Genomic DNA, 22,776 nt, shown 5'->3' on the forward strand with positions numbered 1-22,776 from the left:
CCTGGTAACCAGGTGGCTACCAGCAGTTCACGAGGCCTTTGCCGGGCTCCGACGGTGGTTGTTTGACTGATTGACCGGGCCGCGCGCGCGTGGTGCATGATGGGGACGACCCGGGATGCTCAGGGTCTGGCACCCTTGACCTGCGCGGTGGTGGTGAATGTCGAGCGGCACTCCTCGGCGCGGGCTGCGTGGCCGGCGTGACGAGTGCCGGGCGCTGGACCAGGTGGTGGCCGGCGCGAGGGCGGGACAGAGCCAGGTGCTGGTGCTGCGCGGCGAGCCCGGGGTCGGCAAGTCCGCGTTGGTGGAGTACCTGGCGGGGAGCGCCACAGGGTGCCAGATCCTGCGGGTCGCCGGCGTCGAGTCCGAGATGGAACTGGCATTCGCCGGACTGCACCAGCTGTGTATGCCGATGATGGGACACCTCGATCGTCTTCCCGGCCCGCAGCGTGATGCCTTGGCCGTCGCGTTCGGTCTGAGTGCGGGGAGCGCGCCGGACCGTTTCATGGTCGGGCTGGCGGTGCTCAGCCTGCTCGCCGAGGTGGCTGAGGAGCAGCCGCTCGTCTGCGCGGTGGACGACGCCCAGTGGCTCGACCGGGTCTCCGCGCAGACCCTGGCCTTCGTCGCGCGCCGGCTGCTCGCGGAGCGGGTGGCGTTGGTGTTCGCGGTGCGTACCTCGACGCCCGCTCCGGCTGACGACCCGTGGGGTGCGCTGCGGGAGCTCGTGGTCCGGGGCCTGCGCGGCGACGACGCACGTGCGCTTCTGGACTCGGTGGCACCCGGGCGGCTGGACGAGCGTGTCCGGGACCGGATCGTCGCCGAGACCCGCGGCAACCCCCTGGCTCTGCTGGAATTGACACGGGGGTTGACCGCGGCGGAGCTGGCCGGCGGGTTCGGGCGTCCGGACGCGCGGCCGCTGGCGAGTCAGATCGAGCAGAGTTTCCTGCGGCGAATCGTTTCCCTCCCGGATGCGGCGCAACGGCTGCTGCTGGCGGCGGCCGCCGAGCCGGTGGGGGACGTGCCCTTGTTGCGGCGGGTGGCCGAGCGGCTCGACATCGGCGCGGACGCCGCGGGGGCGGCCGAGGCGGCGGGGCTGATCGAGTTCGGTGCGCGGGTGCGGTTTCGTCATCCGCTGGTGCGCTCGGCGGCCTATCGCGCGGCCGACCCCGGGGTACGCCGGGACGTGCATCGCGCGCTGGCCGAGGCGACCGATCCCGAGTTCGACTCGGATCGCCGGGCCTGGCATCGCGCCCACGCGGCGGTCGAACCCGACGAGGCCCTGGCGGGCGAGCTGGAGCGCTCGGCCGGCCGAGCCCAGGCCCGCGGCGGTATCGCGGCGGCGGCCGCGTTCCTGAGACGTGCGACCGAGCTGACGCCCGATCCGGTCAGACGCGGAACCCGGGCGGCTGCCGCTGCGCAGGCATCCTTCGAGGCAGGGGCCCCCGACGCGGCGCTCGAACTCCTCACCGCCGCGGAGATGGGCCCGCTGAACGCGGTGCAGCAGGCCCGGCTGGTCCGGCTCCGCGGCCAGATCGTCTTCGCGCGCTATCGCGGCGGTCAGGCCCTGCCACTGCTGCTCGACGCGGCCGGCCGACTGGAACGCGTCGACGACGGGCAGGCGCGCGAGGCGTATCTCGAAGCGATCGGAGCAGCGGTCGTCGCCGGTCGTCTCAGTGGCCGTGCCGAATTGCGGGAGGTGGCCGAGGCCGCCCGTGCCGCACCGCGCGCACCGCAGCCTCCGCGGCTGACGGACCTCCTTCTCGACGGTCTGGCGACGCGGTTCACCGAAGACTACGTCCAGGGTGCGCCGCCGTTGAAGCTCGCGCTGCGGGCGTTCCGGCAAGCCGCCGAACGGGGCGAGGGCGACGTCATGCGCTGGCTCTGGCTGACATGGCTGGTCGCCAGTGACCTGTGGGACGACGAGACATGTCAGGAACTGACCACGTGCGCGGTCCGGACGGCTCGCGAGACCGGCGCGCTCAACTTCCTTCCCCTGGCCCTGTGCTACCGCGCCATCCAGCATGTGTATGCCGGGGAGTTCGACCTCGCCTCGGCGTTGATCGACGAGTCCGACACCATGACGGAGGTGACCGGCAACTCGCCCCTCAGGTACGCCACGGCATTCCTCCTGGTCTGGCGCGGCGACGACGTCCGGGTGGCGGAGTGGATCGACGGCCATGTCCGGGACGCAGCGTCCTGGGGCGAGGGGCGGGCGATCGGGCTGGCCGATTACGTGATCGCGGTGCTGTACAACGGCCTGGGCCGCTACCAGGACGCCCTGGACAGGGCCGAACGGGCATGGGAGCACGAGGAACTGGCGGGTTTCGGGTTCACCCTCTTCGAACTGGTCGAGGCGGGTGCTCGCAGTGATGCCCCGGAGGCGGCCGCGGCGGCCCTGCGCCGGCTCGAGGAACAGGCCGAGGCCAGCGGCACCAACTGGAGCTTGGGCGTCGTGGCCCGGTCGCGAGCGCTGCTCAGCGACGGTCCGGCCGCCGACCTGCTGTACCGCGAGGCCATCGAGCGCCTCGAGCGCAGCCGGGCCGCCGTCTACCTCGCGCGCACCCATCTGGTGTACGGCGAGTGGCTCCGCCGCGAGAACCGGCGAGTCGAGGCGCGCGAACACCTGCGCACCGCCTACGAAATGCTGCACGGCTTCGGAGCGAGTGCCTTCGCCGAGCGGGCCCGTCGCGAACTCCTGGCCACCGGCGAGTCGATACGGCAACGCGCGGTCGACGTACGTGAGGCCCTCACCGCGCAGGAAGCCCAGATCGCCCGACTGGCCGCCGATGGGAAGACGAACTCCGAGATCGGCGCCGAGTTGTTCATCAGCCCTCGCACGGTCGAATGGCACCTGCACAAGGTGTTCACCAAGCTCGACGTCAAGTCGCGGAACAAGCTCCGCGGAGCACTGGCCGACGCCTGATGGTCGAGAGTTGGTTCGACGAGCTTGCTCTCGGTGGACACCTCGCTTCATTCCTTTTCGGAGCGGAGCATCACGACGGGACACACATGGCCGCAAGGCCGATGCAGGCAACCGTGACCGTCCGCTGACACGCCGAACCCTGTGCCCCGCGGTGCAGCCAAGGCGGAGCCGCTTCGTGCCGGGAGGGCTTCGTCACGCCTGTCAGCCGATGGCGTCCACCCGGGCAGGGCAAGAGGAGAGGGGGCCGTGCGTCCGGCAGATCTTCTCGGTACAGCTGACGTACAGAGCGCCCAGGTCGGCGTCCGACAGGCTTGTCAGCAGGTCCTCCACGCGCTTGCCGGCCAGCGCCGCGGCACGGTACAGCATGAGTGCAAGGTCATCGATCGCGGCTTCCTCCACGGAGGAGGCCGTGCGGCCGGGCGTGGGGTCACCGACACGACGGCGTTCCATTCCGTTCGCCGGTTCGCGCACATTCACAGCAGTCATGGCAATTCTCCTTCCAGTTCCAGGGCACGTCGGTGCCCGGGTGGCCCCGCCGCCGTCCTTGGGTCAGACCCCTTTTCCACATCCATGGGGCTCCGGCTCGCAGCCCCTATCGATACGGCTCACCAGGGCTGCCCAGGAGTTGATGGACGATTCTGTCCATGTCCAGGTGCCGTTCCTCGGTACCGACGGGCACCACCGCGAGCGTTCGCCGCAGGAAGGCGTCCAGGGTTCGCGCCGAGGCTGTCACGACAACCGCCTCCCTGTCCCAGTACGGGCGCAGCGCAACGCACACCCTGCTCACCCACGGGTGTCGCGTCGGCCAGACCTGGATGTCGCCGACGCCGGTGAGCCCTTGCTGTCCGTTCAGGAGGAGATCGCGGCCGAACACCCACCGCACCGTTTCGTCAGCACATAGGTGGAACGTCAAGGACACCGCATACGGATCGGCGCTGTCGTAAGACAGATCAACCATCACGGGCCGATCCACCCCCTCGGCGACGACCAGACGGACAAGCATCCGGCACACCACCGGAGTGAGACTGTCAGGTTTTCTCATCACATCACCGCTCGGTAAACCGGTGCGATCAGGGGAGACGCAGGGACACAGGGGAGTCGCCATCGTGCCCACCCGCGTGAGTCGTGGGCACGATCCTGCACAGGTTCGGAAACGACATCATCAGTTGAACGACCCGCAAATCTTCCGACCCGTTTTCGCAGTCGTCCCATGTCAGTCTCGCCGTCGAGATCAAAGCCTCGCATCAGTCATTTGACTTGTTCGAGGCCTTGGCCTCGACGGCGGCACCGACCGTTCATGGCGACGGAGCCGGGCGAGTCCCTCAGGTTTCCACAGGCCGCGGCAGCCAAGTGTTCGCTGAGAGGAATCAGATTTGACGGGTGCCGGAAGCCAGCCGGCGATGAACTGGGCGTTCCCGCCATGGTGCTGGTGTCTTCCGGACCACCACGGGTCGGCTTTGTCGGGGCCGGGGACGGGGCGGGGGCGGCGAGGTCAGGCGGGTACCGCCGAGGAGCCCAGCGCCCGCCTGCCCTTGCGGGTTCGGGGGGCGATCCGGTGGTCGTGCAGCAGCCGGGCAAGGTGAGCAAGATCGTTCCCGCCAGGAGCCTTGCACCTGCCCGAACTTGAGGACGACAAGGGCCGCGGCGCCGACGGCGCGATCACGGCTCCGGTGTCGGCGGTTCCTGGGCTGGTTGGCCGGCTGCGGGATGGCGTGCGGCCGTGCGCGCGAGGCTGTTTTCGATCCGTTGCAGACAGAGCAGTGCTTCGGCGTGCTGATCGGGATCGAGGGTGCTGGTGGTTGCGCCTTCGAGTTCGGCCCAGAAGTCCTCGACCTTCTGGCGCAGCGCCTGGCTGGCGGGGGTCGGTTCGATGATGACCGCTCGTCTGTCTTCGGGGCAGGGGCGGCGGCGGACGAAGCCGGCGTTCTCCAGGCGCTTGATGCTGCGGTTCATGGTGGCGGCATCGGAGTCGAGCAGACGTACGAGGTCGGTCTGCCGCTGGGGGCCGCGTTCCCACAGGTGCATCATGACCAGTTCCTGGCCGAGGTGGAGGCCGAGCGGGCGCAAGAGCTGTCCGCCGATCATGCGGTGCAGGCGGGCGACGCGGAAGATCGCATGGCTGACAGGCCCCGCTTGGGCGGCACCAGGCACCGGCACCGAGGCGGTGGTGGGCGTCGTTGCGGACGGCCGGCTGCTCCGTCCGTCCCCGTCAGGGGTCCGGCTCACGGTAGAGCTCCCTTCCGGATGAACTGGGCCGGACAGCAATCCGGTTCCCGTCTCGCCATACGCAATGAGGATAACGCTCTCCTGTGCTCTGTTGCACCCGGGTGACGTCGAGGGTATCCGCACGTTGAACCGGGTGGGGCAGTGGGTGGCGCGGCTCATGCGTGAGGACGGGAAGGCGTCATGTGATTTCCTTGTCCGAACAAGTAACGGCATACTCGGGGTCCTGCATCGAGAGCGAGCCGCCGGTCCGGACCGCCCTGGCTGAAGGAGAAAATCATGACGACCGCGTTCGAGCCGATCGAGCTGGGCGGCAATCGTCTGGCCAATCGCATAGTGATGGCGCCGATGACCCGTAGCCGCGCCTACGGGCCGGGGGCCGGTGCGACGGAGCTGATGGCGACGTACTACGCCCAGCGGGCCGGCGCCGGCCTGATCATCACCGAGGGAGTCCAGCCGTCGGCGATCGGTCAGGGCTACCCCGACACTCCGGGCATGCACTCCGCCGAACAGGTCGCCGCCTGGCGGCAGGTGACCGACGCGGTGCACCGCGAAAACGGAGTGATCTTCGCGCAGTTGCTGCACACCGGCCGCATCGGGCACCCCAGCCTGCTGCCCGACGGCCTGGTGCCGGTAGGTCCCTCCGCCGTCGCCGCGAAGGGACAGGTGTACACCCACCAGGGCTTCCAGGACTTCGTCACGCCGCTGGAGCTGGCTCACGACGAGATCGTGCAGACGATCGCCGACTTCGCCGACGCGGCGCGCAACGCCATCGCCGCCGGTTTCGACGGGGTGGAGCTCCATGGGGCGAACGGCTACCTGATCCACCAGTTCCTCGCCCCCAACGCCAATCAGCGCACCGACTCATGGGGCGGCGGCACCGCCGGCCGGGTGCGCTTCGCCGTCGAAGTGACCCGCGCCGTCGCAGAGGCCATCGGCGCGCACCGGACCGGCATCCGCGTCTCCCCCGGGTCTCCGGGCAACGACATCGACGAGGCAGACCAGACGGACCTGGAGGAGACCTACACGGCCCTGGTGGCCGGTCTCGCCCCACTGGGCTTGGCCTACCTGCACGTACTGGAGGGTCCCAACCGGAGCATGACCGGGCGCCTGCGCAAGGACTGGCCCGGCACCTTCGTCCTCAACCCCCATACGTCCCCCGGGCCCACCGACCACCGCTCACTCGGACTGATCGAGGACGGCGCCGCGGACATGCTCGCCTTCGGCGCGCTGTTCGTGGCCAACCCCGACCTGCCCCGCCGTCTCGCGTCCGGCGGCCCCTACAACGAGCCCGACCGGGCCACCTACTACGGCGGCGACGAGCGCGGCTACACCGACTACCCGTCCCTGCCCGCCTGACCGCCCCTCACCTGAAGCCCGGCATGACCAACGAAAGGAAAATGTGATGCGAGTCGTGCACGTGACCGAGTTCGGAGGACCCGAGGTGCTGGCTGCGGCCGAGGTGCCGAACCCCGAACCCGGCCCCGACCAGGTGGTCGTCGCTCTGACGTTCGCCGACATCCTCTTCCTCGACGTCCTGATCCGCAACGGCGGATGGGCGACCCGGCTCTTCGACCGCACACCGCCCTTCGTACCCGGCACCGGCGGCGTCGGGACCGTGATCGCAGTGGGGTCCGGAGTCGACTCCGCCTGGCTGGGACGCCGGGTCCTGGCCGCCGCCGAGACCGGCTACGCCGAACAGATCGCCCTCCCCCTGGGACAGATCCTCCCCGTGCCCGACGAGGTCGACGACCAGACCGCGGCAGCCCTGCTGCACGACGGTGCGACCGCGGTCGGCCTGGACCGTCTCGGAGAGCCGAAACGCGGCCAGTGGGTACTGATCACGGCCGCCGCGGGAGGAGCCGGGTCGCAGTTGGTCCAGCTGACCGCGGGAGCCGGAGCCCGCGTGATCGCCGCGGCGTCCACCGAGGACAAACGGGCCTTCGCCAAGAAGCTAGGCGCCGAGCTCACCATCGACTACACCCAGCCCGACTGGGACGACCAGGTGCGGACCGCGACCGGCGGCGGAGTCTCCCTGGCCTACGACGGCGCCGGCGGCGAGCTCGCCGCGGCCGCGCTCTCCACGATCGTCGACGGTGGCCGACTGGTCTCATACGGCACCACGAACGGCTTCGCCTCCCCCGATCCGGACGACGTCACCCGCCGCCGCATCGAAATCATCACCCCCGTCGCCTCGGGCACACTCACCGACGAGCACCTGCCCAACGCCGCGCGGGCCCTGGCCCTCGGCGCCAAAGGACGACTGCGCCCAACCATCAGCGCGGTGTACCCCCTGGTGCAGGCAGCCGACGCCCACCGCGACCTCGAAGCGCGCAAGCTGACGGGCAAGGCCCTGCTGGCGATCAACTGACTCCGACCGGCGGCGCGCGCACTCCTCCACCGCATGCCGCCACCTCCATGAGGGGTTGGCCGTTCTGGCGGCAGGGGCACCGGACCTCGCCTCCGCGCTGGAGCGCACGAAGGCGGCCGGGCTGACACAGGACTGGCCGGCCGAAGACGTCCGACACCGCCCAGCCAGATCCGCGAGCTGCCGCGCGAGGCTTCAACAGGATGGCCGAGAGCCATACTTACCCATGCGGGGGACCATCCCGTGACAGCGCGTTACGGGAGAGGCAGTCATCCGGTGAGCAGCGACAACCACGGAGTGGGAAAGGCCGAGGTACGGCTCAAGTGGGACCCGAGTCCCTGGAATCAGCCACCTCATCATCTCGACATCATCGCCGCGACCTACTCGGCGGACGCCCCCTTCGGGCGGCCGGTGTACGTCGTCCACTTCGACAGCCGCTCACCGGACGGCACCATCAACATGAGCCGGCACAGCCAGACCGGCCAGGGCTTCGGCTACGTCGAAGCGATGACCCTGGAGCTCGATCGCCTCGCTCCCTCCTTCGCACGGGTGGTGGTGGGTGTGGCGATCCACCAGAACAGCGGCCCCAAAACCTTCGGTGACATATCGAACGCCGGAGTTCTGGTTGTCGAGGGGTACACGGAGCTACTGAAGGACGACTTCGCACAGCTCTCCGGATACACCGCCGCGACGGTCGCGGAGTTCACCAGGGACGCCTCCGGAACATGGGAGTTCCACGAGATGGTCCGAGGATTCGACAGCGACCCCGTGATCTTCACGGCCGAGATGGGCAGCACCCCGCAGCCCTGACCTCGCAGCAGCGCGGAGAGCGTACGACCGTCACGGTGGCCCTCATGAATTCCTGGAGAGACGTACGCGACTACGAGCGGCCATCTCCCGCAGCGAGGCCCACGTCCTGTGCCACCAGTGGCTCGCCGACGGCACAGTTCGCGTGCATGAGGAAACGCAGGACGTTCCGGTCCGCGACGAGCGCGGCACAGGCACCGCGTGCGGCATCCAACGCCGCTTCGGGAGCCAACCCCGCCCCGCCCGACGCCGGCGAGTGCGCGACCAGCGTTTCGGTCATGACGACGGACACGTGGTCGACCGCAAGACCCGCAAGAACGCCGGTTACACGTCCCCAACCTCACAGGGCAATACACCTGGTTCGAGGAGCAATTCGACTCATCGATAGCCTGCATCACCATGATGCGCGCTTGGATCCTGCCGATGCTGCTTGTGCTCAGCGGCTCAGCCGTCGCGACCGGGCAGATCTTCGAGGGGAGGCCCGGCACAGCCGCAGCGCTCCTGCCGGCGTTCCTGGCGCTCGCCGGCGTGAGCTCACCCCTGATCTTCCCGAGGTCGATCGGTGCGCAGGAGGCACAACGCCGCAGCGCGGTCGACGGCCGACCAGTCGTCTTCTGGCGGCCGGGCTGCAAGTACTGCATACGACTGCGCATCCGGCTGGGCCGCAGCGCCCGCCGGCTGCACTGGGTCGACATCTGGCGCGACCCGGCAGCAGCCGCGGCGGTGAGAGCAGCCAACGACGGCAACGAGACCGTGCCGACCGTCGTCGTGGCGGGCCGGCCACACACCAATCCCGATCCCGAATGGGTACGCGAACAGCTCTCCCCTTCAGCGTGATCAGAAATCACGGCCTACCGGAGAGGCTGTGCTGTGCCACTGAAGACTGAGCGTGTGTCATCAAGATCTGAGTGGCCTGTGTCATTCGTGGTCGCCGAGGCGCGGTCACGAGTCCCCCGGTCGACGACCGGATCGCATCGGGAGGCGGCGGCACTCTGTCGCATCGTCAGGTGCCGGAGTGCCAAGGGCTCATTCAGCAGCTACCCCGAGCCGCTCGGCCAGGAAGGCGATGATCTCGTTCCGGGCCTGCATGGTGGGGTGACCGTCCTGGTCGACGAGGTGTGCCGTGACGACGCTGTGGGCGCAACCGACGACGTCACGGAAGAAGGGCGGAGGGTTCGTGTTCGCCGTCTCGGCTTTGAGCACGCGGCCGTCGAATGCGTCCCCGAGCAGCGCTCGGTAAGCCGCGAACCGCTGACCAGTGCACCACCTGTCGTTGTCGAAGCGGTAGGCGAGAACCTTCAATCCCTCTCGCGCGACGCGTTCAGCCACGGCGGCAGCGTCTTCGTCGCTGATCTCCAGACCGGCGGGATCGTCCAGCGGAAGCGACGGATGGTTGACCACTGGTGCGATGACAGCCGGTTCGAGCGCCATGGTCAGGGCGAAGTTGCCGGTGAAACAGAGACCGACGGCGCCGACACCGGGCCCGCCACGCTCGGCGTGCGCCAGGCGGGCGAGGCCGCGCAGCCATGTGACGACGGGGCTGGTGCCGCCACCGGCGAAGGCTCGGAACTCGGCGCTGACGCAGGCGCGTCGAACGACGGTCTCGCGTGCCTCGGCGAGCGGATAGGCGCCGTCGACGCCGAAAAGAGAGGGCAGGTAGACGGAGAAACCGGCATCACGCACCCACCGCGCGAACCGCGCGACGTCGGGGCTGATACCCGGCATCTCGGGCATGAGGATGACTGCCGGTCCCGACCCGGCAACGTACACGGTCTTGTCGAGGTCATCGACGCTGACGGCTCTCCGTGAGAAGTCGTCCAAGGGGTCGCTCTGTCCTCGCATGATTGTCATGACCGAGATGATGACGAGGGGCCGCCCTTCTGAGAAGCGGCGGCATCGCCACGTATCCCGGTAATATCGCCACCCGTTCGAAGGTGCCGGAGGGGCCGTATGAGTCCGCTGCGCGTCGGTGTGCTGGCCTACCCCGGCTGCTTCGCGTCGGAGGTGTTCGGCGTCCCTGACCTCCTGGCAATGGCAACTCACGTCGCCGCGGCGCAAGGGGCGGTTCAGCCGGCCTACGAGGCGTCGGTCATCTCGCCCAGGCGTCGTGTGATCGCGGCCGGCGGCTCGGTCCTCGACGTCTCGGCGGTTCGCCCGGTGGACGTCCTGATCGTGCCGGGATTCGAGCTTTCGCCCACGCTCGATCTCGACGCGACACTCGCAAACCTGGGACCGGAAACAGCGTCGATTCGATCGCTGGCGGCCTCGGGGACCGCTGTCGTATCGATCTGCGTGGGCGCCTTCCTGGTCGCTGAAGCCGGGCTGCTCGACGGCCGCCGAGCGACCACGTCCTGGTTGTTCGCGGATCGGTTCGCCCGCCGGTACGCCGACGTGCGCCTCCGCCCGGAGAGCTTGGTCGTGACCGACCGGGGGGTGACGACCACAGCGGCCTTCAGCGCCATGTACGACTTCGCCCTGCAGCTCATCCGCGAGCACGACGGCCCCCGCGTCGCCCGTGGCACCGCGCGTATCGCGCTTGTTGACGATGCGCGTTCCACGCAGGCTCCCTATGTCGACCCGGGGCTCCTACCCACTGTGGGCAGGGAGTTCTCGCTCAGCGTCAAGCGGTGGCTCGACCAGAACCTCAGTGCTCGCTATGACCTGCCCACCCTCGCCCAGGAGTTCCACGTAAGCACGAGAACCATGCTCCGCCGCTTCGGCGACGAAGCCGGCGAGACGCCACTCGCGTACCTGCAGACCGTCCGGGTGCGTCGAGCCAGACACCTGCTGGAGACGACCGACAGGACCGTCGCGAGCATCGCCGCCGACGTCGGGTACGGCGACCCTGGGGCGTTCAGCGACATCTTTGCCAGACATACGGGCCAGCGGCCGAGGGAGTACCGCGCGATATTCCAGGACAGAGGCGCCCGCAGACCCAAGCGCACCGAGGTCAAAAGACAAGCTGACGACTCGCCTGACGCAGGACGTTGCTGAGGTTGTCGTGCGGACGTGCGGAGGTGGGTCGGAGGGAGAACCGGCCCTGAATCGTGGCACGCCGCCCTGTCCCCCAGCATGCCCCTCGCCGTGGCGGTGTACGGCCCTTCCATGACCGACTCACCCAGCGGACCGGCACTTCAGTCCCTGTGCGTCCCTTCCCTCTCAGCCGCAGGTACGCCCAGGACCCACGAGACATACCCCCTAGGGGTAGGGTTTCAGCCGACATCTGAAACACCTCGGGAAGGGGTGGGTCCATGGAAGCGATCGGGCACGCGTTGTCCATTGCCGGGTCGATGACCTGGGAGGTCACCTGGGCGCTGATCCTCGGCTTCACGCTCTCCGCCGTCGTGCAGGCAGTGGTGCGCCGCTCCACGGTCGTACGGCTGCTCGGCGACGACCGGCCACGTACCCTCGCCGTGTCCGCCGGGCTCGGCGCGGCCTCGTCCTCCTGCTCCTACGCGGCCGTGGCCCTGGCGCGCTCCCTCTTCCGCAAGGGCGCGGACTTCACGGCGGCGATGGCCTTCGAGATCGCCTCCACCAACCTGGTGATCGAACTCGGCGTGATCCTGGCCCTGTTGATGGGCTGGCAGTTCACGGCCGCGGAGTTCGTCGGCGGCCCGATCATGATCGTCGTACTCGCCGCGCTGTTCCGGATCCTCCTGCGCGAGCGGCTCCTGCGCCGGGCCCGGGAACAGGCCGAACGCGGTGTGGCCGGATCGATGGAGGGCCATGCGGCGATGGACATGTCCTTGCGGGGCGAGGGCGGCTTCGCGCGCCGCCTGTTCTCACGCGACGGCTTTACGTCCGTCTCGCACATCTTCGTCATGGAGTGGGCGGCGATCCTGCGTGACCTGGTGGCCGGGCTCCTGATAGCGGGAGCGATCGCCGCCTGGGTGCCGGACGAGTTCTGGCAGACGTTCTTCCTGGCGGACCATCCGCTCGCCGCCAAGCTGATCGGGCCGCTCGTCGGACCGCTGGTGGCGATCGCGACGTTCGTCTGCTCCATCGGCAACGTGCCGCTGGCCGTGGTGCTGTGGAAGGGCGGGATCAGTTTCGGCGGCGTGATCGCCTTCATCTACGCCGACCTGCTGATCCTCCCGATCCTCAACATCTACCGGAAGTACTACGGCACCCGGATGGCCGTGTTCCTCCTGGTCACCTTCTTCACGGCGATGGCGGTCGCCGGGTATGTCGTCGAGTTCGTCTTCGGTGGACTGGGTCTGGTCCCCGACCAGGCGGACGCGAAGATCCCCGAGGAAGGGATCACCTGGAACTACACCACCTGGCTCAACATCGCCTTCCTGCTGTTGGCCGCGGCCCTGCTCGTTCGGTTCTGGCGCACCGGCGGCCCGGCCATGCTGCGGATGATGGGCGAGGCGCCCGACGGCGCTGAGCACGAACACGGCCACACCCATGGGCAGAACGGACATCACCAGTGAAACGTCGTGCCCACGGCTTCGCGGACCAGGCCGTGGCGGGAACGGCAACCGGTCACCCCGTTCGACGAGCAGACGCGAGTTCAGAGCCTCCTCCACCGCGCACCACGTCGCGCTCGACGATCGGCGAGTGTTCGTCGCGCATACCGCGGAGCAGCTCCGGCATGGTCCAGAGCTTCGCAGACGTCACGGGCACGGAAGGGGACCGGTGGCGTTCGTTGAGGACGGCGAGGGTGCGGGGGTCGTACCTGCGCCGCGGGGGCACACCAGCACGCCATCCGGAGAAGACCGACGGTCGAGTCACCCGAGCCTCCGGCGGGCCGGTGGCCGTAGCCCCCGTTGAGCAGGTCGGCGCCGACGAGGGCGCTCGCGACCGGCCACCGACCCGACGCCTCACGGCCCCACGATCAGAAAAGAGGCCGCCGGCCGGCTGTCAGGCGTTGGAGAAGCGGCCTGCCTGGGCGAGAATCTGCTCCGGGTCGTCGGTCGGCGGATAGATCCAGATCGCGTTGATGCTGTGCTTGAGGCTCTTGGCCTCCTGCCCGGTCAGCGCGATCCTGCGGTCCCAGCCCTCGGTGAAGACGGCGCCTGCGGGGCCGAGGTCGAGGCAGGTGACGTAGGGGTCGGGGGCGAAGGGCAGCATGGCGTTGCCCAGGAGGTCGGCAGCCACGTTGTGTCCGGCGAACTTACCCATGGGCAGGGCGTGCTGGCAGGACTGCACCGTGGAGTAGCCGTCTTCCGCGGGGGCGAGCGCGGTGTCGCCGGCCGCGTAGACGTCGGGCACTCCGACGACCCGCAGATACGCGTCCACGCTGAGGCGTCCCAACCGGTCGCGTTCGCCGGGGATCTGGGCCGTGAGCGGGCTCGCGGCCATACCGGCCGTCCATACGACGGTCCCCGCGGGGATCACCTCGCCGTCCGAGAGGGTGACGTCCCGGCGGGTCGCCGATGCCACGGTGCGTCCCAGGCGCCGCTGGATCTTCAGTTCGTCGATCGCGTCGTGGATGTTCGGGCGCGGACCCGGACCGAGTTCCGGGCCGACGACGTCGGCGCGGTCGACCAGCACGACCCGGACGTCTTCCGCCGCGCCGTGGCGCTCGGCGACCGCGCGGAGCCGTTCGCTCAACGCGGTGGCGATCTCCAGGCCGGTGAAGCCGGCGCCGACCACGACGGCGGTGTAGCGGCCCGGGAACGAGGCCTGTTCGGGCAACCGCCGCAGGTGGCTGTCGAGGGCGGCCGCCGCAGCGAGGGTGTCGACGTCGAAGACTTCCTGCGAGCCCGGAAAGTCGGGCTGCACGAGTTGACTGCCCGTGGCCAGCACCAACTTGTCGTAGGCCAGGTCCAGTTCCTCGCCGGCGCGTCCTACGGCACGTACGGTGTGCGCCTCGGCGTCGATCCCTGTGACGGTCGCCGTGATGCGGCGTACACCGATCGGGCCGAGGACACGGTCGAGGGCGACCCGCATGCCTTCGGGGGCGTCCTCGTACAGGCGGGGGCGGATGACCAGATCGTCGCCGCCACTGACCAGCGTCACCCGTATGTGATCGCCGGGGCTGCCTGCCTCACGGGCGGCGCGTACGGCTCCTGCCGCGCTCCACACGCCTGCGAAGCCGCCGCCGATGATCAGGACATCCTTCATGGACTTCTCCGTTTTCGAAGGTCGAGAGTGCTGAGCCGGCGACCCGCGAACAGGGGCCGCCTGCGGCGGGCCTCCCGCAGGGCTCGCACCGAATAACCTGGACATTACATATCCTGGATATTCAATGTCAAGATCTTCTAGCGGGGCCGCCTTCGCTGCCGCACGGAAGTCGCAGGTCAGCGGCCATTACCACGCTTCGATACCGGACATGTAATGTCCGTAATATGCGAATGGCTAAAGGTGTCGAGTGGGCCCTGCACACGCTGCTGAACCTGGACATGATCGGCGGCGGGCCGGTGGGCAGCGGGCAGCTCGCCGACGCCCACGGCCTCTCGTCCTCCTACCTCAACAAACAGCTTCAGCAGCTCGCCCGAGCCGAGCTCGTGGTCTCCGTGCCCGGGCCGCGCGGAGGATTCCGTCTGGCCAGGCCTCTCGAGACCATCACCCTCCTGGACGTGGTGGAGGCCATCGAGGGGAGCACCGGGCTCTTCCACTGCACCGAGATCCGCTGCTCCGGCAAGATCGGCGAGCTGTCACCGCCGCCGACAGGCGCATGTGCCGTCAACGCGGCCATGCGCCGGGCGGAACAGGCATGGCACCAAGCGCTGGCCGCCCAAAGCCTTGCCGACATCAGGGCGGAGTTGGACCGCTCCCCGATGACCCGGCACGTGGTGCGCTCCGCGCTGAGCTGAGCACGCGAAACGACGCGGCGACCACTGCCGGGCGCGCCTGCGACCGCCTCCGCGTGTTCCCCGGTCCCCGGCCGAGCGCCGGAGGACGGCCACCGTAGGCACGTCACGGCCCCATCGGCACTGCAGCACCAGACGTTGCCGCTGCCGTCGGGCATCGCTCCGGAGCGACGCGTCACACGGCACGCCTGCCCGGGCTCCATCGCGCCGACGGCCGCCCCCTGTCATCGCCTGAAGGTCGCTCCTCCGCGCGCTCCAGCGCTGAGCCGTGCGCAGCTCATGTCCCGCCGCGCCGGTCCCGGACGTCCGGCCCCAGCGCCGGGGCGTTGAGGGCTCCGAGCATACGACGGAGGTGAGCACGTACCTGTTCCTGCTCCTGGGGCAGGAACGGCTCCAGGGCCTCCTGCTCACACGGTTCGAGCGCGGTCTCGCCCCGCAGCGCCAGTGCCTCGCCCGCGGGTGTGACACACATTTCGACGATCTTCCCGTGAGTGGGATGGGGACGCCGCTCGACGAGCCCACGCTCGACCAGACCGCCCAGTGCCGCGCCCATGGACTGGGCCGTGACGCCACAGCGGCGGGCGAGTTCGGCGCTGGACATCGCCCCGTCCCGGCTCAAGCGGACGAGCGCGCTGAACTGCGCCTGGGTCAGTCCGAGCGGGCGCAACGCCCGTTCGAGGCGCTGCGCATAGGCCTGCGAGAGCTGCCAGATCAGGTAGCCGATGCGTTCACCGGGATCCTTCACCGCCATCGATGCCCTCCATGTGTAAGGTAGCTTATATAAGTTAGCTTACACGATGAACCGAGGAGCCATGCACAGCACTGACACCACGAGTCAAAGTCATCTCCCTGACCCCGACCCTGGTCCAGGGCGACACCGCCACCATCCAGGAGCGCAGACCGACGCCCCGCCCGAACTGCCGGGGCTGACCGGTCCGCAGGCGGTGCTCAAACCCGTGATCACGGTGCTGACCATCGGTCTCGTCTTCGTCAGCGTCTTCCTCGCCGCCTTCCATACGCCCCAGGCGCACCGACTGCCGGTCGCGGTCGCCGCATCCGACAAGACCGCGGCGCTTTTCGACGTCCGGCTGCAGCGCGTCTCGCCAGACGGCTTCCAGGTCGACCGGTACCCGGACAACGCCTCGGCCCGCCTGGCGGTTGAGCACCGCCAGGCCTATGCCGCGCTGTTGGCCGACGACAGCGATCCCATGATCGTGTACGCGGGCGCCAACGGCCCCGCGGTGTCCGCGCTGGTGGCTCCGCTCGCCAGTCCGTGCGCCCCGGGCTGTCAGCCGGCGGACGAGAAATGGCCCGTGGTCGACATCCTTCCGCTCTCGAGCGGGGACAGCCGGGGCCTGTCGGTCTTCTATGCCTCGTTCGGGCTGGTGCTGGCAGGATTCCTCTTCGGCCAGGTGACCTACCAAGTGGCACCGCGCCTCTCGTTCGGGCAGCGCGTGAGCAGTCTGTTGCTGTTCGCGGTCGTCGGCGGGCTGGCGACCGCACTCATCGCGAGTACGGCCTTCGGAGCCATACCCGGTCCCTTCCTGGGCGTCGCGGGGCTTGTGGCGCTGATGGCGGGGGCTGTGGCGGCAGCCACCATCCTCTTGATCCGGATCTTCGGCCCGATCGGGGTACTGCTGGCGTCGATCTTCATGCTGGTGATGGGAAACGCCAGCAGCGGTGGCGTGCTGCCGCCCGAATTCCTGCCTGACTGGCTGAAGCCCCTCACCTCGGTCATGCCTCCCGGCGTCGGCGTCCGCGCCCTGGACGGGCTTGCCTACTTCCACCACGACGGGCTGGTCAACGGTGTCGTGGTGCTGTCGGTCTGGATCGCGCTGTGTGTCGCGGCACTGTTCCTGCTCGACCGGATCGCCGCGTCTGCCGCGATCCTGCACGCCGCGAAGCCGTGAGGGCGACCAGGGACGAGTCCGTCGGAACTGCTGAGCGTTCCGACCGTCCTGAGCACACCGTGTTTCCGCGAAGGCACACTGTCTGCCCGCATCCCTCGATGACAGCTTCACCTGCCCGCCTGGGCCGACGGTGTCACACATCGTATGGCTGCCCGGTCCTAGTGGGGAGACCAATCCGATTCGGTGCCGTGCTGAGAAAGGTGGATCATGAGGGTTTCTCGTCGCCGAAGGCCGGCCTCATCGGGGCACTTGGGCCTCAGCGAGGCGGCATCGAGCAGGCCACCCGTGGACCCGACGTCGGCCGGACTGAGTGCCCTTCCCCGGCCGGTGGCCGTGGTGGTGGGCGCCGGTGGCGTGCTCGGAGCGGCGCATGTCGGTGTCGGATACGCGCTGGAGCAGCGCGGATTCGTCCCTGACCTGATCGTCGGAACCTCGGTGGGTGCCCTCAACGGGGCCATCGCGGCCGCCCACCCCGACGGGGCCGCGCCGTGGCTGGAGCACGTGTGGACCGGGTTGCGTCGCCGTGAGGTGTATCCGCTCGGCTACCTGTCCTCACGGGCCGGCATCTTCACCGATCGCGGCCTGCGTCGGCTGATCGCGCGGGCCGGGCTGCCGTCGCGGATCGAGCAGCTGACGGTCCCGTTCACCGCGGTGGCCATGGACCTGGCCACCGGGGCTCCGGTACTGCTCGACCGCGGAGACCTCGAGTCCGCGCTGCTGGCCAGCGCGGCCATTCCCGGGATGCTGCCCCCCGTGGACCGTGAGGGCCGGACGCTCGTCGACGGCGGGGTGATCGCCTACGTCCCGGTGCTGGCCGCCCGGCAGGCCGGGGCGGCCAGCGTGGTGGTGGTCGCGGCCGGGCCGGAGAGCTCGCCGCTGCGCCCCACCAGTCCGCGCCGACGGGCCGGCGCGGTCGCCGCACGGGCCGGGCTGCTTCTGTTGCACCACCAGATCGAGCGTGATCTGCACGAGGTGTCCCGGCACATCCCGACCGTCGTGCTGCCGACCGGCATCGAGACCTGGCCTGCCCCGTGGGACTTCGGCCATTCCCAGCGGCTGATCAGCACCGCGTGCCGCGCGGCGGGGCGCTTTCTGGACGGGCTGAGCATCAACGGGCCGGGGCTGTACCGGGTCGACGACCCTTCAGCGGCATCCGCCGGGCCGGGCGAGGCATCATCGTCTTCCACAGTGGGGGTCAGCCTGTGAGTACCATCGCGTTCCTCAACATCGGCATGCACGGGCATGTCAACCCGACGCTGCCGGTCGTGGCCGAGCTCGTTCGGCGCGGTCACGCCGTCACCTACCACACCCCGCCGGCGTTCCGTGGCGAGATAGAGGCCGCCGGCGCGACCGTTCGCCTCTACCCCGGGGGCGACCAGCCGCTCCCCGATCCGCCCACACCGGTCACGTGGATGGAGGCGCTCGCGAGCTCCGCCGTCCGTCTGCTGCCCGCTGTGCTCACCGACATGCGCCGCGACCGACCCGACTTGATCGTCCATGACAGTGCCTGTTTGTGGGGCGCGGTCGCCGCCCGCGAACTCGGGGTGCCGGCAGCCTCGTCGTTCACCACGTTCGCCCTCAACCGGCATGTCCCCAGCCCCACCCACGGCTCATGGAACCTGCTGACCACGGCGACGGCTCAACCCCGCAGTGTCCAGGGCTATCTGCGGTCCCGCTGGGCGCTGCACCGCCGCTTCGACGCACGGGGGCTGCCCCTGCTCGACGTGGCGAACATCCGTCGACCGCTCAACCTGGTCTACACCTCACGGGCGTTCCAGCCCGCCGTCGAGGAATTCGACGAGTCGTATCGGTTCGTCGGCCCGAGCATCGGCGCCCGGCCGGTCGACGCGTCGTTCCCGGCCGATCGGCTGCAGGACCCGGTCCTCTACGCCTCGCTGGGCACGGTGTTCAACGCCGACCCACAGCTGCTGCGCGGCTTTGCCACCGCGCTCGCCCCGCTGGGCGGAACCGTGGTCGTCTCCACCGGGCAGACCGATCCCGACGCACTCGGGCCACTGCCCTCCAACGTGCTCGCCCGCCGCTTCGTCCCACAGCCGGAGGTGCTGGCCCGCGCGGCGCTGTTCGTCACCCATGGCGGGATGAACAGTGTCAACGAGGCCATGTACGCCGGGGTTCCGCTGCTGGTGGTCCCGCAGGGTGCCGACCAGCCGATGGTGGCCCGACGCGTCGTCGAGCTCGGCGCCGGCCTGTCGATGCGCACCCAGGACGTCACAAAGGACTCGGTGCGGGTCCTCGCCCGGCGCCTGCTTCACGAGCCCCGGTTCCGAGCAGCCGCGAGCACCCTGCGGGCCGCCCAGCGCGAGGCGGGTGGATACCGGCGTGCCGCCGACGAACTCGAGCGGTACCTGCAGAGGGCCGGCCAGGTCGGTCCGTCGGCTCCGGCGGCTCCGTCGCTCCGTCACAGCGAGGCCGAGTGATGTCGCCCGCCGTCGTTGTCCTGCTGCTGTTCGCCGGAGTGTCCGAGACGGCCGGACGCATCCTGCCTCTGGTGGCGCGCCGTCCCGGCATGTCGCGGGTTTTCGTGGCCGGGTTGCTGCCGGCCGCCGGCCTCGTCGAGGGTGCCGTGTTCGCGCTGTGGCCGCTGACCGCGTGGACCCTGGCCGAGTTGGTGCCGTCCTCTCCACCGCCGGGCTCCGGCTTGACGTGGACACCCGGCCTGGTCGCCCCGCTGGTGCTCGCCGGCGTCCTCGCGTTCCCGTTGCTCGGGCCCCTGCTCCACCTGCTGCTCTTCGTGGGGGTCGGAGCCGGTCTGGCCGACCCCCTCGCCTCCGCGACCGGGCTGGGCTGGTGGAGCGCCGCCGGTTGCCTGGCCGTCGCCGGGGTCGGACTCGGTGTCGCCGTAGAGGCCGTTCGGCGCCTGGTCGTGCGGATCAGCGCGATCGAAGAACGCGAGTCGATCGCATGAACGATTTCCTGCTCTGGGTCTGCGCGATAGGGCCGGCTCTGCTGGCCGAAGCTCTCCTGGCCCGCTACGAGGTTCTGGCCTACGGCGCCGGCTGGCGGTCCCCTGCCACCAGGCTGCCGGAGGGAGTGCCCTATGCCCGTGGTGCGGCCCCCGACAGTCCCCCGGGTGCCTACCTGGTCTACCTGGACGGCATCGGCAAACGCCGCATCCGTGACAGCCGGGACGGCGGCCAGCTGGTCAAGGCCCTGATCGCCGGAGCGCCGGAGCTGCGGGTACTGGGTCAGGTGCAGCCCTACTCGCCACTGGCCGACCCCCTTGCCGATCGGCCGGTGTGGGCATGGCTGCGCCGCCACATCGGACTGCTGCTGTTCCTGCACAATGTCGTACAGACCTTCGTGGCCGCCGACCACCGCTACCGCCCCCTGTACAACCGGGCCGTCGGCTCTCAGATCGCCACTCAGCTCCGACTCGCCGGCTACCGGCCCGACAGCGGTATACCCGTGGTGCTGCTCAGCTACAGCGGCGGCGCCCAGGTCGCCACCGGAGCGGTCGACGAGCTGTACACCCGGCTGCACTGCCCGCTCCTGCTGATCACTCTCGGCGGGTTCCACAACGGCGCCAACGACCTTGCCCATGCCGAGCACCTGCATCGGCTCACCAGCGCGAGCGACCGGATCGAGCAGGTCGGCAGCTGGATCTTCCCGCAGCGCTGGCGGCTGTGCCGTCATAGTGGATGGAACCGGGCCGACCGTGCGGGAAAGATCACCGTGCATCGGCTCGACCCGGCCACGCACGTCGGGCCGCGCAGCTACATCAGCCCGACGGCTCAGCTGCCCGACGGCCGCAGCCACCTTGATCGCACAACCGACACCGTGATCGGGATCATCCGCGCCCATATCGGTGCGACCGCGGCGCAAGGCAACCCGTTGCCATGAGGGGCCCGGCCGGAGTGTGCAGCGTGGAGTCGTCCGCCACCCTCGGCGACGGAACCGGCCGGAGGCCGGGTTGAGGGACCGCGGGCAGCGGATCGTTGTCTCTCGATGCGAAGACCGAGCAAGCCCTGCTTGTGCGACAGATGTTGTCACTCCTGTGACACTCACCTGCTCATTGTCACAATCATGGTGTGAGTCCTGTCGTATGTAGTGCACGTACACGGGGTCACCCGACCCCTCGACGGGAGGAACCGGAATGAGAGTCGTTGTCGCAGGGGCCACGGGGCTGATCGGCTCCCGGACGGTTGCCAGGCTCCGTGACCATGGTGTGGAGGTCGTGCCCGTCTCACGCCGTCACGGTGTCGACGTGATCACGGGGACCGGTCTCGACGAGGCCTTGCGAGGCGCCGAGGTGGTGGTGGACGTCACCGACGCGCCCGCCCGCACCGAGGAAGCCGGTCTGCGGTTCTTCCGCACCGCGACGGCCAACCTCCTGGCCGCGGGGGCCTCGGCGGGCGTCGAGCATCATGTGGTCCTGTCGGTGGTGGGAACCGGGCGGCTGCGGTCGGGCTACTTCCTTGCGAAAGAGTTGCAGGAGTACCAGGCAGGGCAATCCCCGGTCCCTCATTCGATCGTGCGTGCCGCCCTCTCCTTCGATTCCCTCGAGGCCATGGCCGTCGCGGACACGCGCCCGGACGGAGTGCACGTCGCGCCTGCGCTGATCCGTCCCGTGGCGACGGACGACGTGGCTGCCGCCGTCGCGCATGTGGCTGTGGGACTGCCGCTGCTCGGCAGGCTCGAGGTGGCCGGCCCTGAGGAGTACCGCCTTGACGACCTCACGGCGAAGCTCCTCGCCGCCAAGGGTGACGCCACGAGTGTCGTCTCCGATCCGCACGCCCGGCTCTTCGCCGCCCAGGTGGGGAAACGCGCGCTGCTGCCCGAACCGGGTGCCCACATCTGTCACACGACATTCAGTGCGTGGCTCGCGCAGCGCTGACGCACACGGCCCCGACGGCACTCTCGGAAGCCGCCCGCGCCCCGCCTGCCGCGGTTGCGCAAACACCACGGAAGTCCCGGGAGGAGGCGCCGTCACTGCGACGGCTTCACCCTGGTAATCAAATCCGCCCCGGTCCGCCATCACGAGCAGTAGCCGGCACCACACAAGTCACGACAGAGTCTTATTTGCTTGCGCAACCACACCGGTGCAGCGATCCGGAGACGTAATACCATACGGCTCGAAGTATCCTGACCGGGGAGCTGCCATGGCGAAGAGCAGTTCAAGAGCCGGACTCCTCGGGCGGCAGAACGAGTGCCAGGCCCTCGACGATCTCGTGGCGGGTGCCAGGGCGGGGCGCAGTGCGGCCCTGGTGCTGCGCGGTGAGGCAGGCATCGGGAAGACCGAGCTGTTGCGATACCTCCTCGATCGTGCCACCGGATGCCACATCGTCAGGGTCGCCGGCGTCCAGTCCGAGATGGAGCTCTCCTACGCCGGCCTCCACCAGCTCTGCGCTCCTCTCCTCACCGGCCTCGACCAGCTGCCCGATCCGCAACGCGACGCACTCTCCACGGCGTTCGGGCTGCGTGCCGGTGTTGCCCCCGACCGGTTCCTCGTGGGCCTGGCCACCCTGAGCCTGGTCGCGGACGCGGGAGGCAACCAGCCGCTGGTCTGCCTCGTCGACGACGCCCAGTGGCTGGACAGCGCGTCTGCCCTGACCTTGGAGTTCGTCGCCCGCCGACTGCTCGCGGAATCGGTCGCGCTCGTGTTCGCCGTCCGTGAGCCCAGCGCCGGCGAGGCTTTTGGCAGCCTCCCCGAGCTGCCCGTCACGGGGCTGACCGAGCGAGACTCCCGAACACTCCTCGACTCGGTCGTCACCGGACCGCTCGACCAGCGGGTACGCGACCGCATCGTCGCCGAGACACGCGGCAACC

The 22,776-nt window shown here is 69.5% G+C and carries 22 protein-coding genes and 1 pseudogene; 16 read left to right on the forward strand and 7 right to left on the reverse strand.

Going from position 1 to position 22,776, the window contains the following annotated elements:
• The first annotated feature begins 157 nt into the window (after window positions 1–157).
• On the forward strand, window positions 158–2,920 hold the full coding sequence (locus ABT057_RS04555) for a helix-turn-helix transcriptional regulator (protein ID WP_352340940.1): 2,763 nt from the start codon (window positions 158–160) through the stop codon (window positions 2,918–2,920).
• 201 nt (window positions 2,921–3,121) lie between these two features.
• On the opposite strand, the gene ABT057_RS04560 is transcribed toward ABT057_RS04555, so the two are convergent.
• From ABT057_RS04560 to ABT057_RS04570, 3 genes are all read right to left on the reverse strand, one after another.
• Entirely contained in the window at window positions 3,122–3,406 is a 285-nt protein-coding gene (locus tag ABT057_RS04560; RefSeq protein ID WP_352340941.1) for a hypothetical protein, read from the reverse strand.
• Window positions 3,407–3,512: 106 nt separating this feature from the next.
• Complete coding sequence (locus tag ABT057_RS04565) at window positions 3,513–3,923, reverse strand: SsgA family sporulation/cell division regulator (RefSeq protein ID WP_352340942.1); 411 nt, start codon at window positions 3,921–3,923, stop codon at window positions 3,513–3,515.
• 656 nt (window positions 3,924–4,579) lie between these two features.
• Complete coding sequence (locus tag ABT057_RS04570) at window positions 4,580–5,071, reverse strand: MarR family winged helix-turn-helix transcriptional regulator (RefSeq protein ID WP_352340981.1); 492 nt, start codon at window positions 5,069–5,071, stop codon at window positions 4,580–4,582.
• A 351-nt stretch (window positions 5,072–5,422) separates the two neighbouring features.
• On the opposite strand from ABT057_RS04570, the gene ABT057_RS04575 reads away from it, so the two are divergent.
• The 4 genes and pseudogenes from ABT057_RS04575 (at window position 5,423) to ABT057_RS04590 (ending at window position 8,321) form a co-directional block, all read left to right on the forward strand.
• On the forward strand, window positions 5,423–6,502 hold the full coding sequence (locus tag ABT057_RS04575) for an alkene reductase (RefSeq protein ID WP_352340943.1): 1,080 nt from the start codon (window positions 5,423–5,425) through the stop codon (window positions 6,500–6,502).
• A gap of 46 nt (window positions 6,503–6,548) precedes the next feature.
• Window positions 6,549–7,514: a zinc-binding dehydrogenase gene (locus tag ABT057_RS04580; RefSeq protein WP_352340944.1), complete on the forward strand. Its 966-nt coding sequence runs from the start codon at window positions 6,549–6,551 to the stop codon at window positions 7,512–7,514.
• A gap of 25 nt (window positions 7,515–7,539) precedes the next feature.
• A pseudogene (locus ABT057_RS04585) lies at window positions 7,540–7,641 on the forward strand (IS5/IS1182 family transposase); the annotation flags it as partial.
• 146 nt (window positions 7,642–7,787) lie between these two features.
• Window positions 7,788–8,321, forward strand: a complete 534-nt coding sequence (locus ABT057_RS04590; protein WP_352340945.1) for a TerD family protein — start codon at window positions 7,788–7,790, stop codon at window positions 8,319–8,321.
• 70 nt (window positions 8,322–8,391) lie between these two features.
• Here ABT057_RS04590 and ABT057_RS04595 read toward each other — a convergent pair whose 3' ends face one another.
• A complete protein-coding gene (locus tag ABT057_RS04595; protein ID WP_352340946.1) occupies window positions 8,392–8,610 on the reverse strand; it encodes a hypothetical protein in 219 nt (72 codons plus the stop codon).
• Window positions 8,611–8,717: 107 nt separating this feature from the next.
• Between ABT057_RS04595 and ABT057_RS04600 the strand changes: the two genes are divergently transcribed.
• A complete protein-coding gene (locus ABT057_RS04600) occupies window positions 8,718–9,155 on the forward strand; it encodes a glutaredoxin domain-containing protein (RefSeq protein WP_352340947.1) in 438 nt (145 codons plus the stop codon).
• A 189-nt stretch (window positions 9,156–9,344) separates the two neighbouring features.
• On the opposite strand, the gene ABT057_RS04605 is transcribed toward ABT057_RS04600, so the two are convergent.
• The gene (locus ABT057_RS04605; RefSeq protein ID WP_352340948.1) at window positions 9,345–10,139 is read right to left on the reverse strand and encodes a dienelactone hydrolase family protein; all 795 of its coding nucleotides are present in this window, start codon (window positions 10,137–10,139) and stop codon (window positions 9,345–9,347) included.
• Between the two features lie 129 nt (window positions 10,140–10,268).
• Here ABT057_RS04605 and ABT057_RS04610 point away from each other — a divergent pair, with 129 nt between their 5' ends.
• Both ABT057_RS04610 and ABT057_RS04615 read left to right on the forward strand, forming a co-directional pair.
• Window positions 10,269–11,312 carry a GlxA family transcriptional regulator gene (locus ABT057_RS04610; RefSeq protein WP_352340949.1) on the forward strand — a complete coding sequence of 348 codons (1,044 nt, stop codon included), beginning with the start codon at window positions 10,269–10,271 and terminating at the stop codon, window positions 11,310–11,312.
• A gap of 257 nt (window positions 11,313–11,569) precedes the next feature.
• Entirely contained in the window at window positions 11,570–12,754 is a 1,185-nt protein-coding gene (locus ABT057_RS04615; protein WP_352340950.1) for a permease, read from the forward strand.
• Between the two features lie 430 nt (window positions 12,755–13,184).
• On the opposite strand, the gene ABT057_RS04620 is transcribed toward ABT057_RS04615, so the two are convergent.
• The gene (locus ABT057_RS04620; RefSeq protein ID WP_352340951.1) at window positions 13,185–14,390 is read right to left on the reverse strand and encodes an NAD(P)/FAD-dependent oxidoreductase; all 1,206 of its coding nucleotides are present in this window, start codon (window positions 14,388–14,390) and stop codon (window positions 13,185–13,187) included.
• 230 nt (window positions 14,391–14,620) lie between these two features.
• Between ABT057_RS04620 and ABT057_RS04625 the strand changes: the two genes are divergently transcribed.
• Window positions 14,621–15,082: an RrF2 family transcriptional regulator gene (locus tag ABT057_RS04625; RefSeq protein ID WP_352340952.1), complete on the forward strand. Its 462-nt coding sequence runs from the start codon at window positions 14,621–14,623 to the stop codon at window positions 15,080–15,082.
• A 274-nt stretch (window positions 15,083–15,356) separates the two neighbouring features.
• Here ABT057_RS04625 and ABT057_RS04630 read toward each other — a convergent pair whose 3' ends face one another.
• Window positions 15,357–15,830, reverse strand: coding sequence for a MarR family winged helix-turn-helix transcriptional regulator (locus ABT057_RS04630; protein WP_352340953.1), 474 nt, complete (start codon window positions 15,828–15,830; stop codon window positions 15,357–15,359).
• 205 nt (window positions 15,831–16,035) lie between these two features.
• Here ABT057_RS04630 and ABT057_RS04635 point away from each other — a divergent pair, with 205 nt between their 5' ends.
• From ABT057_RS04635 to ABT057_RS04665, 7 genes are all read left to right on the forward strand, one after another.
• Window positions 16,036–16,989, forward strand: a complete 954-nt coding sequence (locus tag ABT057_RS04635; RefSeq protein ID WP_352340954.1) for an ABC transporter permease — start codon at window positions 16,036–16,038, stop codon at window positions 16,987–16,989.
• Window positions 16,990–17,274: 285 nt separating this feature from the next.
• Window positions 17,275–18,195: a patatin-like phospholipase family protein gene (locus ABT057_RS04640; protein WP_352340955.1), complete on the forward strand. Its 921-nt coding sequence runs from the start codon at window positions 17,275–17,277 to the stop codon at window positions 18,193–18,195.
• Complete coding sequence (locus ABT057_RS04645) at window positions 18,192–19,427, forward strand: macrolide family glycosyltransferase (RefSeq protein WP_352340956.1); 1,236 nt, start codon at window positions 18,192–18,194, stop codon at window positions 19,425–19,427. The genes ABT057_RS04640 and ABT057_RS04645 overlap by 4 nt, the downstream gene beginning before the upstream one ends.
• On the forward strand, window positions 19,427–19,915 hold the full coding sequence (locus ABT057_RS04650) for a hypothetical protein (protein ID WP_352340957.1): 489 nt from the start codon (window positions 19,427–19,429) through the stop codon (window positions 19,913–19,915). The genes ABT057_RS04645 and ABT057_RS04650 overlap by 1 nt, the downstream gene beginning before the upstream one ends.
• Window positions 19,912–20,850 (forward strand): hypothetical protein, encoded by a 939-nt coding sequence (locus ABT057_RS04655; RefSeq protein ID WP_352340958.1) that lies wholly within the window; start codon window positions 19,912–19,914, stop codon window positions 20,848–20,850. Before ABT057_RS04650 ends, ABT057_RS04655 begins: the two co-directional genes overlap by 4 nt.
• 253 nt (window positions 20,851–21,103) lie before the next feature.
• Window positions 21,104–21,844 carry an SDR family oxidoreductase gene (locus ABT057_RS04660; RefSeq protein WP_352340959.1) on the forward strand — a complete coding sequence of 247 codons (741 nt, stop codon included), beginning with the start codon at window positions 21,104–21,106 and terminating at the stop codon, window positions 21,842–21,844.
• Between the two features lie 265 nt (window positions 21,845–22,109).
• The coding region (locus tag ABT057_RS04665) for an AAA family ATPase (protein ID WP_352340960.1) at window positions 22,110–22,776 on the forward strand (667 nt) is incomplete at its 3' end.

This window comes from Streptomyces sp. NPDC002588 (assembly GCF_040295925.1).
Taxonomy (GTDB): domain Bacteria; phylum Actinomycetota; class Actinomycetes; order Streptomycetales; family Streptomycetaceae; genus Streptomyces.

Bases quoted from the DNA above. Each gene is read 5' to 3' on its own strand.
- ABT057_RS04555 (WP_352340940.1), top strand. From the start codon at position 158: ATGTCGAGCGGCACTCCTCGGCGCGGGCTGCGTGGCCGGCGTGACGAG.
- ABT057_RS04560 (WP_352340941.1), bottom strand. From the start codon at position 3,406: ATGACTGCTGTGAATGTGCGCGAACCGGCGAACGGAATGGAACGCCGT.
- ABT057_RS04565 (WP_352340942.1), bottom strand. From the start codon at position 3,923: ATGCTTGTCCGTCTGGTCGTCGCCGAGGGGGTGGATCGGCCCGTGATG.
- ABT057_RS04575 (WP_352340943.1), top strand. From the start codon at position 5,423: ATGACGACCGCGTTCGAGCCGATCGAGCTGGGCGGCAATCGTCTGGCC.
- ABT057_RS04580 (WP_352340944.1), top strand. From the start codon at position 6,549: ATGCGAGTCGTGCACGTGACCGAGTTCGGAGGACCCGAGGTGCTGGCT.
- ABT057_RS04600 (WP_352340947.1), top strand. From the start codon at position 8,718: ATGATGCGCGCTTGGATCCTGCCGATGCTGCTTGTGCTCAGCGGCTCA.
- ABT057_RS04610 (WP_352340949.1), top strand. From the start codon at position 10,269: ATGAGTCCGCTGCGCGTCGGTGTGCTGGCCTACCCCGGCTGCTTCGCG.
- ABT057_RS04615 (WP_352340950.1), top strand. From the start codon at position 11,570: ATGGAAGCGATCGGGCACGCGTTGTCCATTGCCGGGTCGATGACCTGG.
- ABT057_RS04620 (WP_352340951.1), bottom strand. From the start codon at position 14,390: ATGAAGGATGTCCTGATCATCGGCGGCGGCTTCGCAGGCGTGTGGAGC.
- ABT057_RS04625 (WP_352340952.1), top strand. From the start codon at position 14,621: ATGGCTAAAGGTGTCGAGTGGGCCCTGCACACGCTGCTGAACCTGGAC.
- ABT057_RS04630 (WP_352340953.1), bottom strand. From the start codon at position 15,830: ATGGCGGTGAAGGATCCCGGTGAACGCATCGGCTACCTGATCTGGCAG.
- ABT057_RS04650 (WP_352340957.1), top strand. From the start codon at position 19,427: ATGTCGCCCGCCGTCGTTGTCCTGCTGCTGTTCGCCGGAGTGTCCGAG.
- ABT057_RS04655 (WP_352340958.1), top strand. From the start codon at position 19,912: ATGAACGATTTCCTGCTCTGGGTCTGCGCGATAGGGCCGGCTCTGCTG.
- ABT057_RS04660 (WP_352340959.1), top strand. From the start codon at position 21,104: ATGAGAGTCGTTGTCGCAGGGGCCACGGGGCTGATCGGCTCCCGGACG.